This is a genomic window from Actinosynnema pretiosum (assembly GCF_024171695.1).
Taxonomy (GTDB): Bacteria; Actinomycetota; Actinomycetes; order Mycobacteriales; family Pseudonocardiaceae; genus Actinosynnema; species Actinosynnema pretiosum.
Genome location: NZ_JAMTCF010000006.1, coordinates 265,754 through 281,804, shown reverse-complemented (window position 1 = coordinate 281,804; position 16,051 = coordinate 265,754). Strand labels below are relative to the sequence as shown.

Here is a 16,051-nt window from a genome sequence, read left to right as displayed (position 1 = left end):
GCCTCCCCCCACCACGCCCGTGCCGTCCAGCAAGGGCCGCACCACCACGCTGCTCCCCACTGGGCCGCTGGCTGCCTGGCTGCCCGTCGCTCACCCGTTGATCGCCGGGCTGCTCGCCGTTGACCTGCTGGTTGCCGCGTTGCTCGCCGCTGACCCGCTGGCCACCACGCGGCTCGTCGCCGTGCCGCTGACCACTGCGCTGCTGGACGCCAAGCTGTTCACTGCAGGGCTGCCAGCCACCGCCGCGTCGTTCACCAGCGGGCCTCTGGCCGGCGGGACGCTCGCAACCAGGCCGCCTGCCGTCGGCAGCGCCGCCGATGACCCCCTCGCCGCCCGGCTGTTCATCGCTGAGTCGCCAGTCGTAGCGCCACTCGTCGGCAAGCCTTTCGCCGGTCAACTGGTCGTCGCCCCGCCGCCCGCCAAACTGCCGCTCATCGCCCTGCCGTCCGCTCTCGGGCCGCTCACCACCGTGTCGCCCGTCGACGCACCATCCGCCCTCGGGTCGCCCGTCTGCGGACCACCCGTCCCAAGGCCGCCCACCCTCGGGCCCCCCACCCTCAAGCCACCCGCCTTCAAGCCACCGGCCTTCGAACCCCCCACCACCTCGCAGCTCATCACCACGCCGCCCGCCGACGCGCGGTCCGCCCCCGGACCACCCGCCCCCGGACCACCCACCACCAAGCCCCGCCCCTCCACGTCTCACGCGCCTGCCTCCGGGATCTCCACGGCGAACCGCGCCCCGCCACCGGGACGCTCCTCGACGAGCACCACTCCACCATGTCGTCGCACGTGCTGCGCCACGAGCGCCAGCCCCAGCCCGCTCCCGCCCGCGCCGCCCCGGCTGCCCGCCCGCGCGCCGCGGTCGAAGCGCTCGAAGATCCGCTCCCGGAGCTGTTCCGGCACGCCCGCGCCCGCGTCGTCCACCTCGATGCGCGCCCGGTCGCCCCGCCGCAGCACGCCGACCCGCACCGCTCCTCCCGCGTGCCGCTCGGCGTTGTCCAGCAGGTTGCTCACCACCCGGTCGAGCATCCGGTGGTCGCCGAGCACCACCACGCCCTCGTCGACCGCGTCCAGCGGCACGGTCGAGCGCCTCGCGCCCAGCACGTTGCGCAGCAGCTCCGCCACGTCGATCGGGTCCGGGTCGGTCAGCTCGTGCTCCGCCGAGCGGGAGATCTCCAGCAGGTCCACGACCATCCGGGCGAAGCGGTCCACTTCGGACGTGAGCAGGTCGAGGGCCTTGCCCGCCGTGCCGTCCAGTTCGGCGCCGCGCCTGCGCAGCACGGCCGCCGCGTTGACCATGGTGGTCAGCGGGGAGCGCAGCTCGTGGCTCACGTCGCCCGCGAACCGCGCGTCGCGCAGCACCCGCCGCTCCAGGGCGTCGGCGGTGGAGTTGAACGAGGTCGCCAGCTGGTCCAGGTCCGGGTCGCTCTGCTCGGGCACCCGCGCCGCCAGGTCGCCGCGCGCCACCCTCGCCGCCGCCCTGGTCAGCTCGGACAGCGGGCGCAGGGCCTTGCCGCTCGCCCAGAAGCCCAGCGCCGTGCCGAGCGCGCCCCCTGCCAGGGCGCCCGCGACCAGCAGCGCGCTCAGGAACCGGAACGTCCGGTCGAGCTGCACCAGCGGCGCCAGCTCCACGTACACCCCGTCGGGCGTGCCCAGCGGCAGCACCACGGCCAGCACCGGCACCCCCTCGACGCGCAGCCGCTGCGTGGCGGGCGTGCCGTGCTTGCCCAGGGCGACCAGCTCGCCGGGCACCGACTCCGGCCGCACCTGCCTGCCGCTGGCCAGCACCCGGTCGCCCCGGTGCACCAGCACGGTCGAGTCCGGGCCGGTGGTGAGCCCGGTCAGCAGCTCCTCCAACCCCGCCGACCCGGTCACCAGCGCGGCCTCCACGAGCTTCACGTTCACCTCGGCCTGGCGGGTGGCCGACTGCTCGCGCTGGCGGAGCAGGTACTCCGACGTGAGGCTCCAGGTGGCGAACGACAGCGTGCTCGTGATCAGCAGCGAACCCGATCCGAGCAGCACCGCGACGCGCCTGCGCAGCGACAACTTCGGCACAACACCTCCTCGACCGCGTGCCAGCGTGCCCCCGCGACACCGGTACCGCAGCGGATCGCAAGGTGATCGCAAGGTTGCCCGAAGCGGTTTCCGGTGCGCGCACCGGTAGCGGTCGACAACGATGCAGGGTGCGCCAACACGGGCACCGGCCGGGCGGAAGCGGCCGGTGCCCGTTCCCCGTGAAGAAGGCAGAAATCCGCCACCGTGACCGCGATCCCCACCGCCAGCGCACCGAACCCGATCACCCTGATCTGCGACAACTGCGGCAGGACCTTCAGACCGGACCACCGCGCGCCCACCTGGCGCGCCCTCTGGCCACTGGCCCGCGCCGCGGGCTGGACCGGCCGGGGCCACGCGGTGGGCCCGCACTCCTGCCCGCGCTGCTCAGAGTGATCCTGTTCCCCAGGAATGCGCAGCATTTTTCGACAGAACTCCAGAAAGCTGAAAGAAATGCGGAAAGTAGGGGTCGGTGTGCATATATTTCCCTGATGCTCGCGAGGGTGGGTGCTGACCCGTCCCACCCCGCCAGCGCGCCCCCGGACCGACGACTCGCCGGTCCGGGGGCGCGCGCACGTCGAGCCCTGCTCAGCCGCGCGTCGGCACGCCCGTCACCTCGTCCGCCACGACCGTGCCGCGCGCCCGGTCCCGCCGGTCGAACAGCGCCAGCAGCGGCGTGGCCATGATCGTCGTCACCAGCGCCACCACGACCAGCGCGCTGAACAGCGCGGGCGTCACGATGCCCGCCGCCAGCCCCACGTTGATCGCGATCAGCTGCATCAACCCGCGCGCGTTCATCAGCGCCCCGACCCGCAGCGCCACCGGCTGCGGCTCGCCCACCAGGCGCGCGGCCATCCAGCACGCCCCGAACTTGCCCGCCACCGCCAGCAGCACGCAGACCACCGTGAACACCAGCGCCTCGACGCTGCCCAGCAGCGCGAAGTCCGTGTTCAGCCCCGAGTAGGTGAAGAACAGCGGCAGGAACAGCGCGCCCACCGGCCGCAGCGACTCCACGGCCCGGTCCAGCCGCTCCGACCGGGGGAACACCACGCCGAGGCTGAACGCCCCGAACACCGCGTACAACCCGATCGTGTCGGTGTACCAGGCGATCAGGAACAGCACGCCCAGCACCACGAGCAGCAGGTCCTCCGCGCCGATCCGCTCGGCCAGCGCCACCGTCCTCGGGCGCGACCGCAGCGCCAGCGCGAGGCCGACCACCAGCAGCGCGGACCCGCCGACCGCCAGCGCGACCGGTCCGGCGCTGCCCGCCGCGATGCTCAGCACCCCGGCCAGCAGCACCCACGCGACCGCGTCGTCGATCGCGCCCGACCCCATCGCCAGCGTCCCGAACCGGGTGTCCGACAGCCCGCGCTCGGTGATGATCCTGGCCAGCATGGGGAACGCCGTGATCGACAGCGCGACCCCGACGAACAGCACCGACACCAGGACCGGGGTGTCCGGGGAGAACAGCGCCGGGTTGCCCGCCGCCGCCCAGGTCAGCCCGGCGCCCAGCAGCAGCGGCACCAGCACGCCCGCCAGCGAGACCAGGCCCGCCGACCGCGCGACCGCGCCCAGCCGGTCCACCCGGAACTCCCAGCCCGCCCGGAACATGAACGCCACCAGGCCGATCTGCCCGACCACGTACAGCACCGGCCGCAGCTGGGGCGGGAACAGCTCCGCCGACGCGCCGGGCAGCAGCGCCCCGAACACCGAGGGACCGAGCACGACGCCGGCGACCATCTCGCCGACCACCGGCGGCTGGCCGATCAGGCGCAGCAGCAGACCGACCACGCGGCACACGACTAGCACCACGACGACCGCGAGGAAGAACGCGGGCGCCAGTTGGGTGGGGGTCACAGGAAGCCCTCCGGGAGGTGGGGTGGGGAGTACGGGGGGAGGGGACGGCGCCGGTGGGCCCGGACGCGGCGGGCCGGGCCGGGGCGGTCACGCGGGGAGGGGCGCCGTCCGTGGGGCGATCACTGGTGGGGACGACCGCAGGGTGGGAACGGCCGCGTGGGCGTGGCCGCTCGGGGAACGACCGGTGGTGGGAGCCGCCGCTGGGGAGCGGCCGTCGGGAGCGCCCGTCAGGGGGACGGGCGCCGGGCGGGGGAACCGGTCCGATGGGGAGTGCGCGCGTCGGGAGCGGCCGGGTCGCCCGGCCCCACCCCCGCCGCGTCCAGGGCGTCGAAGTACCTCCCCGCCAGCCGCAGCCTGCGCGCGTCCAGGACCATCACCGTGCCCAGCACCAGCTGCACCAGGCTGCGCGCCACGTCCTCCCACCGGTCCCGCACCCGCAGGAACCCGCGCAGCGCCGCCACCCGCCCCGGCCGCCGCGGCGCGTCGCGCGGGACGAGCAGGCACGGGGCGCGGTGCGGGATGGAGCGGGTGTGGGAGACCGGCGAGTCCAGGCGGTAGCGGCGCAGCACCTCGCGGGTCGCGGCCTTCATCGCCAGCGGCGCGATCCGCCACGCCGGGCACGGGCGGTTCGCCGCCACGCCGAACGGGATGTGGTGGGCCTCGCGCGCCGACAGCGACTCCCAGCGCTCCGGCACGAACTCGTCGGGCCGCTCGTAGCCGGTCGCGTGGTACTCCGGGTAGCTGAAGCACACCACCGACCCGGCGGGCAGCACCTCGCCGGGGCCCAGCCGCACCTCGCCGCTGGTGATCCGGTGCGCGATGCCGAACAGCGGGTACAGCCGCAGCACCTCGTCCAGCACGTGCCCGAGGTACCGGTCGTCCTCGGGCTCGGCGACCAGCCTGGCCTGCACCTCGGGGCGCCGCGCGATCGCCAGCAGCAGGTGCGCCATGCCCTCGGACATCTGCACCACGGCGGTGTTGAAGAACGTGCCCTGCAGGAAGTGCACCTTCTCCTCGGGCCCGAGCGAGTCCGGAAGCGGGCGCACCACGTCACCGGCCGCCACGCGCCGCCGCAGGTAGCGGGTCAGCCGCGCCCTGCGCCGCATGTTCCGCAGCCCGGTGCACTTGAGCGCGGTGACCACGTCGTCCGCGTGCCCCACGATCAGGTCGCGGGCGCGCGGCGGGCACGGCTCGCCGAACACCAGCCCGTAGAAGTACTCCGCCCACACCGGCATCATCAGGTCGCGCAACCGCACCAGGCTCACCCGGCCGTGCGGCAGGGCGTCCAGCGCGGCGGCCGTCGCGCGGGTCGCGGCCTCGGCGAGCGGACCGGACGGACCGGAGACCATCGCCCTGGTGAACCGGGCGACGTCCTCGTAGCGCGGACCCGGTTCCAGGTGCTCCTGGTGCACCTCGGGGCCGGGCGCCAGCCAGTACCAGAACAGGTCGGACAGGCCCGCGCCCCGGCTGCGGCCGTCCGCCGCCGGGTCGGCGTAGACCCGCTCGAACACCTCGGGGCCGTGCCGCTCGTCGGGCAGGGTGAGCACCCGGTCCCCGTTGACCTTCTCGAACACCTTCCCCCGCAGGGCCACCACGCGCTGCGGCAACCAGCGCGGCGCGCTCACCGCGGCGGCGGCGGCCAGCGCCCTGACCGCCGTCGACGCCCTCACCGCGCGGTCCACGGCGCGTCCACGTCCACCACCAGGTCGCGGGTCAGGTCGGCGTTCGAGCGCCCGCCGCACAGCGCCAGCGCGTGGTCGTGCTCGTCGCGCAGCACCTCCAGCACCCGCCGCACCCCCGCTTCGCCGTCCGCCGCCAACCCCCACACCACCGGTCTGCCCACGCCGACGGCCGCCGCGCCCAGCGCCAGCGCCACGGCCACGTCCGACCCGCGCCGCACCCCGCCGTCCACCAGCACCGGGACCCGCCCGGCGACCGCGTCCACCACGGCGGGCAGCGCGGTCACGGCGGGCGGCACGGCGTCGAACTGCCTGCCGCCGTGGTTGGACACCAGCACGCCCGCCGCGCCCGCGCGCACCGCCAGTTCCGCGTCCGCCGGGTGCAGCACGCCCTTGACCAGCACAGGGAGCGGGGTGGACGCGACCAGCCCGGCCAGGTCGTCCCACGAGGAGTCGGCGGACATCCCGATGGGGCTGGTCCCGCCGGGCGGTGAGCCGGGCAGGTCGCGCATGTTCTCCGCCGCGAAACCCGGCGGCAGGTCGGTGAACCCGTTGCGCAGGTCCCGCTCGCGGCGGCCGAACACCGGCGAGTCGACGGTCACCACCAGCGCCGAGCACCCGGCGTCCTCGGCCCGGCGCACCAGGCACGCGGTGACCGCCGGGTCGGGCTGGAGGTACAGCTGGAACCACACCGCCGCGCCCGCGTCGACCCCGCGCGCCGCCGCGACCACCGCCGCGACGGGGGTGGTCGCGGCCATGCCGGTGATCAGCGCGGTGCCTGCGGCGGCGGTGGCGCGCGCGGTCGCCAGCTCGCCGTCGGGGTGCGCCAGGCGGTGGAACGCGGTGGGCGAGACCAGCACCGGGAACCCCAGCCGCGCGCCCGGCAGCGCCACGGCGGTGTCCCGCGCGGCGCGCCCGCGCAGCACCCTGGGCAGCAGGGCGAGCCGGTCGAACGCCCGCTCGTTGCCCGCCACCACCCGCTCCCGGCCCGCGCCGCCCGCGACGTAGTCGTAGAACTCGGGCGACAGGGCCGCGCGGGCGCGCTCGTGCAGATCAGCGAGCGCGCCCGGCGCCCAGGTCGACCCGGTCGGCGCGTGCGCCGAGGTCACGACAGCGCGGGGGCGGGCGCCCCCAGGTGCTCCGACAGGAACTCGCGCAGCGGCGCCTGGTGCACCGCCTCGCTGTCCCACTCGTTCTCCAGGTTCTCCGTCACGTGGTGCTCGCCGACCAGCTCGGCGCCCTCGTAGACCCGCACCACCGGGTGCAGGTAGCGCCCGTCCAGCCCCTGCACGTCGTCCTGCGACTTGCGCCCGGCCGTCACGTCGAACGGGTCGACCGCGTCGTGGTCCGCCCCGTACTCCAGGGTGATCACCGCGTGCCTGGCCACCTCGCCGAAGTCGCCGCGCGGCACGGCCGCCGCCGCGTGGTCCACCGGCACCTCCTCGGCGTAGCGCAGCGACCCGTCCGGCGACTGGAGCACCACGTCGCCCAGGAACGCGAACTGCTGCCACAGCGCCGACGAGGTGTTCACCCGCCGCACCACCTCGTCCACCGCCGCCTCGACCTTCGTCCCCAGGTCCAGCGCGGGCCACCGGACACCGTGGTGCCGGTGCTCCAGGATTCGGTGCAGCGCGCGCACGCCGTAGCGGAAGCCGTGGATGAAACCGCTGGTCGACTTCTTGAAATCGCGCACCTGGGTGATCGTCCCGGCGAAGTGCAGGTCCGGGACGTTCGGCGACTCCCAGGTCTCGGTCTGGGCCGGGAACCGGTCGTTGATGGTCAGCTCGGGGCGGCACTCGGGGGCGAAGGCCGAAGCGTCGAAGCGGAATCCCGTAGCGAGCACCACGCGGTCGTACCGGATCTCCTTCACGATCTCGTTCACCCGCTCGAACACCACTTCGACGTGGTACCCGTCGGCGTCCTTCCGGATTCGCCGGATCTTGCCGTCCAGGATCGCGTTCTGCGATTTCAGCTGGTAGGTGTCCAGGAAGTTGTTGTTCACCGCGCGCAGGTGGCCGACGAAGTGCGTGCGCCAGGCGAGCTTGAGCGACCCGGCGCCCGCGACGTGGATGACGGCGGCGTTCGCGATCAGGCTGTCGGCGGTCTCGAACGCCGAGTTGCCGCGCCCGACGATCAGCACGCGCTGCCCGGTGAAGCTCTCCGGGTCGGTGTCGAACTCGTCGTAGCGCTCGGCCAGCTCCGCGCCCTCGAAGTCCGGCACGTTCGGCAGCGACACCCCGGTCGCGGCGATCACCCGCTTCGCCCGGAAGGTGTTCCCGTGCTGGTCACGGGCCACGAAGTCGTCCGGTCGGGTGATCTCGACCAGGCGCGTGCCGTACCGCACGTCGATGCCGTGCGTGGCCGCGAAGTCGGCCAGGTAGCCGACCATCTCGTCGGCGTGCGGGAAGTAGCGCGGGGTCCGCCGGGTGAACAGCGGCTCGTGCTCCTCGGACAGCAGCGAGTTCCAGTCGTTGCGCAGCCGCAGCTCCGGGTCGTCCCACCCGGTGTGCACCTTGTTGATCGAGATCAGCGTGCGGTGCCGGGGGAACCGGGTGAAGAAGGCGCCCGCGGCCTCGCCCGACTCGACCACCAGGTAGCTGCGTCCGGCTTTCGCCAGGAAATAGCCCGCCTGCAGGCCCGCCGGACCTGCTCCGATCACCAGGTAGTCGACTGCCTCTTCGGTGGGCACCGGGCTTCCTCCTCTTGCCGTGGGCGAACCTGGAATTGCTGGTTGAACGTTTAATAACCTCTAGTGGAAAGTCGTTCCCGCGTCAACGCCCCGGACTTCGGGGAGATGTTCGAAAAATTACGCGAACGGGGCGGGGGCACTCCCCGCCGAAATGCTGTCGAGAACCTGTCGAATCGTCTCGAAATCCGCCACGAGGTGGCAGCGAATCGACCGGCGAGCCCAACCGAATGGAGACCACATGCCTTCCGCCCAGGTTTTCCCGCAAGCCCTGCTGGACGAGCTGGCCCACGACCCGGACAGCCCCGCCTTCGAGCGCGGGCCGCGCGTCACCACCAGGGGCGAGCTGCTCGACCTCGTCCGCCGCACCGCCTCCGCCCTGCGCGGCGCGGGCGCCGGACCCGGCACGGGCGTGGCCGTCGCGGTCGGCGTCACCGCCGAGGGCTTCGCCGCGCAGATCGCCGCGCACGCGCTGGGCTGCCGCGTCGTCATGGTCCGCAAGGGCCTTGGCCGCGCCCACCTGCCGCACGTGGTCGGCGACGTCGACCTGCTCGTCGTGGACGCCGAGGGCGACCACCCGGACCTGCGGACCGCCGCACCCGCCGCGAAGCCCGTCGTGCTGGAGACCGACCTGCCCGCCGCGAGCCGCGCGCGCCTGACGCCGCTGGGCAGGCCGGACGACGCCGCCCTGGTCACCTACACCAGCGGCAGCACCGGGCGGCCCAAGGGCGTGGTGATGACCTACGCCGCGCTCTCCGCCTACTGGGCCTGGCAGCCCGACCGGTGGGACGCGCGGGTGCGCGAGCACGCCGAGCGCTACTCCCGGTTCCTGCTGTTCGGCACGCTCGCCAGCGCGGTCATGTTCGAGCACCTGGGCCTGTGCCTGCTCGGCGGCGGCACGGCCGTGGTCCCCGAGTCCGGCCTGCCCGACCTGCCCGCCGACTTCGGCAGGTTGCGCGGCACCGCCTGCCTGCTCACCGTCCCGCGCCTGCACCACGTGCTCGACGCGGTGCGCGCGGGCGGCGTGGACACCTCGTCGCTGCGGCTGCTGCTCGTCGCGGGCTCCCCGCTCGCGCCGCACCGGATGGCGCAGGCGCACGAGCTGCTCGGCGACGTCGTGCGGCAGGCCTACGGGCAGACCGAGACCGGGATGCTCACCGTGCTCACCGCAGAGGACGTGCGGCGGAGCCCCGACGCGGTGCGCTCGGTCGGGCGGCCGTGGGCGGGCGTGCGGGTGCGGGTGGTGGACGGCGACGGCGCGGACGTGCCGACCGGCGTCGCGGGTGAGGTGCTGGTGCGGGTGGACTGCGCGTTCGCCGGGTACTGGCGCGACCCCGAGCGCACCGCCGAGGTGCTGCGCGACGGCTGGGTGCGCACCCGCGACCTGGGCGCGCTGGACGCCGACGGCTTCCTGCACCTGACCGGCCGGGCGCGGGACGTGATCATCGTGGACGCGGTGCTGCACCACGCGGGCGCGATCGAGCGGGTGCTCGCGGGTCACCCGGACGTGGACCAGGCCTACGCGGTCGGCGCACCGGACGAGCGGACGGGGGAGGCGGTGCACGCCTTCGTGGTGCCGAGGGCGGGCGCGGTCCCGGACGCCGACGCGCTGCGCGAGCTGGTCGCGGGCGAGCTGGGCGCGGGCGCGCGGCCGAGCACCGTGACGGCGGTGGCGGCCGTCCCGCTGCTGCCAGGGGGCAAGCCGGACAAGCGGGCGCTCCTGGCGCTGCTCGACCACGCGGGCTAGCAGGTCCGGACGGGGGAGCGGAACCCACCGAACGAACGGCTGCAAACTGTCAACAGTTGTCGGATTTGTCTGATCGGCCGCGCGCTGACCAGGCAAACCCCTCGACTGCGGTGCTGGTTCTTGACAGAGGTCTAGTCCACCTACAAACCTAAGAGAGCGCTCTCACGGAGCGCTCGGACACCCGTCCGACCCCTGCGCACCACCGGCACCACCCGCACCACAGCCGCCACCGGCACCCGCGCCTCACCGCCGCGAGGTAGGGAAACCCCATCCTGCTCACGAGGAGTTCCCGATGCGCACCACGTCGAGGTGGGCCACCGCCCTCCTGGCGCTCACCGCAGCCGCCGCGGCGACCGTCGCAGGACCCGCAGGCCCCGCCCAGGCGATCGGCCCGGACCTGCTCCCCCTCACCGTCACCAACAGCAGCGGCCGTTCCGGCTCGGTGCACCTCTACGTGCTCGGCACCGACATCCGCAACGGCCGCCTCGGCTACGTCAACCAGGCGGGCGCCTTCACCCCCTGGTCCGGCGGCGCCACCCCGCCCGTGCCCGCGCCCGACGTCTCCATCAACGGCCCGGCCAACGGCGGGTCCACCACCCTGCGCATCCCGCGCTTCATCTCCGGCCGCGTCTACATGTCGTTCGGGGAGAAGCTGAAGTTCTTCCTCCCGCCGAGCGGCCTGGTGCAGCCCGCGCCGTGGAACCCGTCGGACCCGAACACCAACATCCTGTTCGACTGGAGCGAGTTCACCTACAACGACGCGGGCCTGTGGATCAACAGCTCGCAGGTGGACATGTTCGCCGTGCCGCACTCGGTCAGCGTCACCGGCGCGAGCGGCCAGACCCGCACCACCGGCGCGCTCAAGGCCAACGGGCGCGACAACGTCATCAACGGCCTGAAGTCGCAGTCGGGCTGGAGCGGCCTGGTCCGCACCCGCTCCGACGGCACCGTCCTGCGCGTCCTCGCGCCGGGCAAGGCCGCCGAGGCCGGGCTGTTCAGCGCCACCTACCTGGACCCGTACATCACCCAGGCGTGGAACGCTTACACCAGCAAGACGCTGACCGTCGTGCCGTTCGGCGACCAGCCGAGCATCAAGTACTTCGGCCGCACCTCGGGCAGCACCATGACGTTCACCAACACGGCGGGCCAGCGGGTCGCCACGTTCCAGAAGCCGTCCACGTCCAACGTGTGGGGCTGCGACGGCGCGCTCGCCGCGCCCAACGACCAGGTGGTCGGCCCCATCGCCCGCACCCTGTGCGCGGCGCTGCACCGCTCCACCCTCGGCACGCTGGACACCCAGCCCAGCGGCGGCCCGGCGGACTTCTACAAGGGCGCCATCACCAACCACTACTCGCGCCTGGTGCACCAGAACATGGTCGACGGCCGCGCCTACGGCTTCGCGTTCGACGACGTGCTCGCCCAGGAGTCCCTGGTGCACGACGGCGACCCGCGCTCCGCGGGCATCACGCTGACCCCGTTCACCGGCGGCGGCGGGACCAACCCCGGCAGCAAGACCAGCATCGTCTCCGACTGGCACGGCAAGTGCGTCGACGTGCCGAACTGGAACTTCGCCGACGGCCAGCGCCTGATCGTGTGGGACTGCACGGGCGGCACCAACCAGAAGTTCGAGTGGACCGGTGGCCAGCTCAAGACCGACAACAACATGTGCGTCGACGTCGCCTGGGGCTCCAGCACCAACGGCGCGGCGGTGCAGCTGGCCGCGTGCAGCGGCAACGGGGCGCAGCAGTGGGTGCTCTCCGGCGCGGGCGACCTGGTGAACCCGCAGTCCAACAAGTGCCTGGACATCCCGGCCGAGACGCCGGGCAACGACGCGGTGCTCCAGCTCTGGGAGTGCCTCGGCAACCCGAACCAGAAGTGGCACAAGGGCTGACCCACCGGGTAGCCCGATGACGAGGGGCGGGGTGGGCGCGGTCGCCGAACCGCGCCCACCCCGCTTTCCTTCTCCCGTGCGCCGGTTGGTCAGCGGGCCGCTCCCCCTGTCGCGGCTCCTCGCACGGCGCTCGCCCCGGTCGTGGCGGGGCTCCCCGCCACGCTCGGAGCGGTCACGCCCACCACTTCTGCCAGACCGCGTTGTCCATGCCCTGCACGAAGACGTCGATCCGGCCGGGGCCCCACGAGACGGCGGTGGGCGCGTGCTGGAACGTGCCGCCCAGCGACTCCCAGCCGAGCCAGGACGAGCCGTTCCACCACTTGTGCCACAAGGCGTTGTCGGTGCCCTTGGCGAACACGTCGAGCCTGCCGCTCGCCCACGAGGACACCGTCGGCCCGGCCGTGATCACCCCGCCGAGCGATTCCCAGCCCGACCACGAGGACCCGTTCCACCACTTGTGCCACAGCGCGTTGTCCATGCCCGCGCCGAACAGGTCGATCCGGTTCGGGCCCCACGAGACGGCCGCCGGGTTGTCGATGACGGCGCCGCCCAGCGATTCCCAGCCGGACCAGGACGAGCCGTTCCACCACTTGTGCCAGACGGCGTTGTCGGCGCCCTTGGCGAACACGTCCAGCCGCCCCTGCGACCACGAGGACACCGCCGGTCCCGCCGTGATCACCCCGCCGAGCGACTCCCAGCCCGACCAGCGGGACCCGTCCCACCACTTGTGCCACAGCGCGTTGTCCGTGCCGCGCGCGAAGAGGTCGATCCGGTCCTCGCCCCACGACACGGCCGCCGGGTTGTCGACGATGTTCCCGCCGAGGGACTCCCAGCCGGACCAGGACGAGCCGTTCCACCACTTGTGCCAGACCGCCGAGTCCTCGCCCCGCGCGAACAGGTCCAGCCGCCCCTGCGACCACGACGACACCGCCGGGCCCGACGTGACGCGCCCTCCCATGCTCGACCAGCCGTACCAAGCCCGCGCGGACGGCGCCGCCACGGCCGTCCCGCCCACCACGCCCAGCGCCGCGACCACCGCGACGACCACCCTCACCAGCCGAGTGCGCACAGCAACCCTCCGGTCATTGCGGGAATGCCTAGAACGATTTCCGAAGCTAACACGCGGGCGCATTGTCGAATGGGCGGTAATATTTTTACCCGAACCGGGAGGAAAACGCGGCTAACGCTCGCTCGCCGTCGCCGACGTGGTGGAACGGGGTGAGAATCACCGCCGGATCGTGCGGCCCGCCGCGCTCGGCAGGGCGATTCATGACCGGAAATAACAATCATCGGCGCGGTTCGCGGCGCCCGTCCCGGCCCGCGCCACCGGGACGCGCCGCCCGCCGCCGAACGCCGCCACCCCGGCTGGGCCGCCCGGCCCATCCCGCCGAGAACGAGCGAACGCGCAGGTCGCGGGCCCGCGCGGCCGAACGGCCCACCCCGTAACGAGATCACTCCCACCCTCGATCTCCCGGACGTCCACCGCCACGAGCCACCGTGGCCACGGGAGAGGCGTGAACGCGATGTCCCTGTCCAGCGCCGTATTACGCGCTTTGATCTGCGCCCTGCTGGCGCTGTCCGCGCTCGCGGCGCCCGCGACCGCCGAGCCGACCTGCCCCTGCGGGCTGTGGGACGACCACGACACCCCCGCCGTCCTCGACGCCGCCGAGCCCTCCGCCGTCGAGCTGGGCCTCGCCTGGCGCGCCGACCGCGACGGCTACGCGCTCGGCGTCCGCTTCTACAAGGGCCCCGGCAACACCGGCGCGCACACCGGCTCCCTGTGGTCCGCCGACGGGCGCAGGCTCGCCACCGGCACGTTCGCCGACGAGACCGACACCGGCTGGCAGACCCTGCTGTTCCCGGTCCCCGTCGCGGTCCCGGCGGGCGTCGACCACCTGGTGTCCTACCTCTCGCCCACCGGCCACTTCTCCGTCGACCCCGACTACTTCACCGCCCCGCGCCGCGCCGACCCGCTCACCGCGCCCGGCGCGGGCGCCTTCCGCAGCGGCGGCGGTTTCCCGGACCAGCGCTCCGGGGCGAGCAACTACTGGGTCGACGTGCTGTGGGCCGCCGAACCCGGCCCCGACCTGCGCCCGCCCGCGCTCGTCGGCGCAACCCCCGCCGACGGGGCCTCCAGCGCCCCGCCGTCCGGCCGGGTCACCGCCACCTTCGACGAGCCGGTCGACCCGGACACCGCCGCCCTCGCCGTCACCGGACCGGACGGCCCCGTCGCGGGCGCGGTCACCACCTCCGCCGACCGGCGCACCACCACGTTCGTCCCCGACTCGCCGCTGCCCGGCGGCGCCCCGCACCGCGCCGAGGTCGTCGTCCACGACGGCGCGGGCAACCGCAGGGCGCACACCTGGTCGTTCACCACCGCCGCACCCAGACCCGCGAGCTGCCCCTGCTCGGTGTGGGACGAGGCCGTCGCGCCGAACACCCCGGCCAGCGCCGACCCGGCCGCCGTCGAGCTCGGCGCCAGGGTCCGCTTCGACGGCCGCGCCGAGGTGCTGGGCGTGCGCTTCTACAAGGGCCCCGGCAACACCGGCGCGCACACCGGCTCGCTGTGGTCCGGGAACGGCGTGCTGCTGGCCACCGGCGCGTTCGCCGACGAGACCGCCGAGGGCTGGCAGACCCTCAGGTTCACCTCGCCGGTCGTCGTGCAGGCCGCCACCGACTACGTCGTCTCCTACCACGCGCCCCACGGCCACTACGCCGCCGACCTCGGCTACTTCCGCGCGGGCGAGGCGACCCACGGCGCGGCGCACCTGCCCGCCGACGGCGACGGCGGCCCCAACGGGCTCTACCGCTACGGCGGCGGGTTCCCCACGTCCTCGGCGCAGGGCGCGAACTACTGGGTGGACGTGCTCTACCGCAACGGCTTCAACGGCGACACCACCCCGCCGACCCTGCTCGACCGCGCCCCGGAGGGCGACGCCGTCGACGCGCCCCTGTCCGCCACGTTCAGCGAGCCCGTCGACCCGGCCTCCGCCCAGGTGCGGCTGACCGACCCGGCGGGCGCGCGGCTGCGCGGCTCGGTGTCCCTGTCGGCCGACCTGCGCACCGTCACCTGGCGCCCGGACGGCGCGCTGCGCGGCGCGACCCGCTACACCGCCCGCGTCATGGCCGCCGACGTCAACGGCAACCCGCTCGCCGAACCGGGCGCCTGGTCGTTCACCACCGCCGCGCCGCGCTGCCCGTGCTCGCTGTTCAGCACCGCCACCGCCCCCGGCCCGCCCACCAGCGGCGAGGACACCGCGCACGAGCTGGGCGTGCGCTTCACCCCGACCACCCCCGGCAAGGTCACCGGCGTCCGCTTCCACAAGGGCCCCGGCAACACCGGCACGCACACCGGCTCCCTGTGGTCCGCCGACGGGCGCAGGCTCGCCACCGGCACGTTCACCGGCGAGACCGCGAGCGGCTGGCAGTCGCTGACCTTCGCGACCCCGGTCGTCGTGGTGCCCGGCGAGGTCTACGTGGCCTCCTACACCGCCCCGAACGGCCGCTGGTCGCTCGACGAGCGCTACTTCCAGCGCGCCCTCGTCGACACCCCGCCGCTGCGCACCCCGGCCCCCGCCGACTGGGAGAGCGACGGCGTCGGCGTCTACCTGCCCGGCGCGGGCTTCCCCACCCGCAGCTACCAGGGCAACAACTACTGGGTCGACGCCGTCTACACCCCCAGCGCCGACACCACCCCGCCCGCCCCCACCTCCCGCACCCCGCTCGCCGGGGCCGTCGAGGTCGACCCGCTCACCACCGTCGTCGCCTCCTTCGGCGAACCGCTCGACGCCGCCCGCAGCTCCGTCGCCGTCACCGGTCCCGGCGGGGTGCCGGTCGCGGGCGGGCTCACCACCAGCCCGGACGGCCTGACCCTGCTCTGGACGCCCGACGCGCCGATGGCCACCGGTGTCCACACCGTCTCCATCCGCACCGCCGACGTCGCCGGGAACGTCCTGCCCACCCCGGTGACCTGGTCTTTCACCGTCGGCGGGAGGTGAGCGGAACCCGCCCCGCGCAGGGGGCGTCGCAGTAGGGGTTCCCCGGTCCGGGCGTGGGTCCTACCACGTCCGGACCAATCGCTGAGTAACGTCAGCCCCGCGAATCCCTGCACGCGAGCACAAACCTGGAGTTGAACGACG

9 protein-coding genes are annotated in these 16,051 nt (G+C 74.0%); 3 read left to right on the top strand and 6 right to left on the bottom strand.

The features are described from left to right. Positions 1-699: 699 nt before the first annotated feature. The 5 genes from LV78_RS14485 to LV78_RS14465 all read right to left on the bottom strand — a co-directional run bounded on the left by LV78_RS14485 (position 700) and on the right by LV78_RS14465 (position 8,277). On the bottom strand, positions 700-2,055 hold the full coding sequence (locus LV78_RS14485; RefSeq protein ID WP_253845790.1) for a HAMP domain-containing sensor histidine kinase: 1,356 nt from the start codon (positions 2,053-2,055) through the stop codon (positions 700-702). 585 nt (positions 2,056-2,640) lie between these two features. Continuing rightward, positions 2,641-3,909: a cation:proton antiporter gene (locus LV78_RS14480; RefSeq protein ID WP_253845789.1), complete on the bottom strand. Its 1,269-nt coding sequence runs from the start codon at positions 3,907-3,909 to the stop codon at positions 2,641-2,643. A 227-nt stretch (positions 3,910-4,136) separates the two neighbouring features. Continuing rightward, positions 4,137-5,591, bottom strand: coding sequence for a cytochrome P450 (locus LV78_RS14475; RefSeq protein WP_253845788.1), 1,455 nt, complete (start codon positions 5,589-5,591; stop codon positions 4,137-4,139). Beyond that, positions 5,576-6,697: an alpha-hydroxy acid oxidase gene (locus tag LV78_RS14470; RefSeq protein ID WP_253845787.1), complete on the bottom strand. Its 1,122-nt coding sequence runs from the start codon at positions 6,695-6,697 to the stop codon at positions 5,576-5,578. Before LV78_RS14470 ends, LV78_RS14475 begins: the two co-directional genes overlap by 16 nt. Further along, the gene (locus LV78_RS14465; protein ID WP_253845786.1) at positions 6,694-8,277 is read right to left on the bottom strand and encodes an NAD(P)-binding domain-containing protein; all 1,584 of its coding nucleotides are present in this window, start codon (positions 8,275-8,277) and stop codon (positions 6,694-6,696) included. Before LV78_RS14465 ends, LV78_RS14470 begins: the two co-directional genes overlap by 4 nt. A 238-nt stretch (positions 8,278-8,515) precedes the next feature. Between LV78_RS14465 and LV78_RS14460 the strand changes: the two genes are divergently transcribed. After that, positions 8,516-10,021, top strand: a complete 1,506-nt coding sequence (locus LV78_RS14460; RefSeq protein ID WP_253845785.1) for a class I adenylate-forming enzyme family protein — start codon at positions 8,516-8,518, stop codon at positions 10,019-10,021. Positions 10,022-10,313: 292 nt separating this feature from the next. Then, positions 10,314-11,912, top strand: coding sequence for a glycoside hydrolase family 64 protein (locus LV78_RS14455; protein WP_253845784.1), 1,599 nt, complete (start codon positions 10,314-10,316; stop codon positions 11,910-11,912). Between the two features lie 172 nt (positions 11,913-12,084). Here the strand turns inward: LV78_RS14455 and LV78_RS14450 are convergent, their stop codons facing one another. Next, positions 12,085-12,966, bottom strand: a complete 882-nt coding sequence (locus LV78_RS14450; RefSeq protein ID WP_253845783.1) for a PLL family lectin — start codon at positions 12,964-12,966, stop codon at positions 12,085-12,087. A 469-nt stretch (positions 12,967-13,435) separates the two neighbouring features. On the opposite strand from LV78_RS14450, the gene LV78_RS14445 reads away from it, so the two are divergent. After that, a complete protein-coding gene (locus LV78_RS14445) occupies positions 13,436-15,910 on the top strand; it encodes a DUF4082 domain-containing protein (protein ID WP_253845958.1) in 2,475 nt (824 codons plus the stop codon). Positions 15,911-16,051: the final 141 nt, after the last annotated feature.

Excerpts from the sequence above, each read along its gene's own strand:
- LV78_RS14460 (WP_253845785.1), top strand. The coding sequence starts at position 8,516 with ATGCCTTCCGCCCAGGTTTTCCCGCAAGCCCTGCTGGACGAGCTGGCC.
- LV78_RS14455 (WP_253845784.1), top strand. The coding sequence starts at position 10,314 with ATGCGCACCACGTCGAGGTGGGCCACCGCCCTCCTGGCGCTCACCGCA.
- LV78_RS14445 (WP_253845958.1), top strand. The coding sequence starts at position 13,436 with ATGTCCCTGTCCAGCGCCGTATTACGCGCTTTGATCTGCGCCCTGCTG.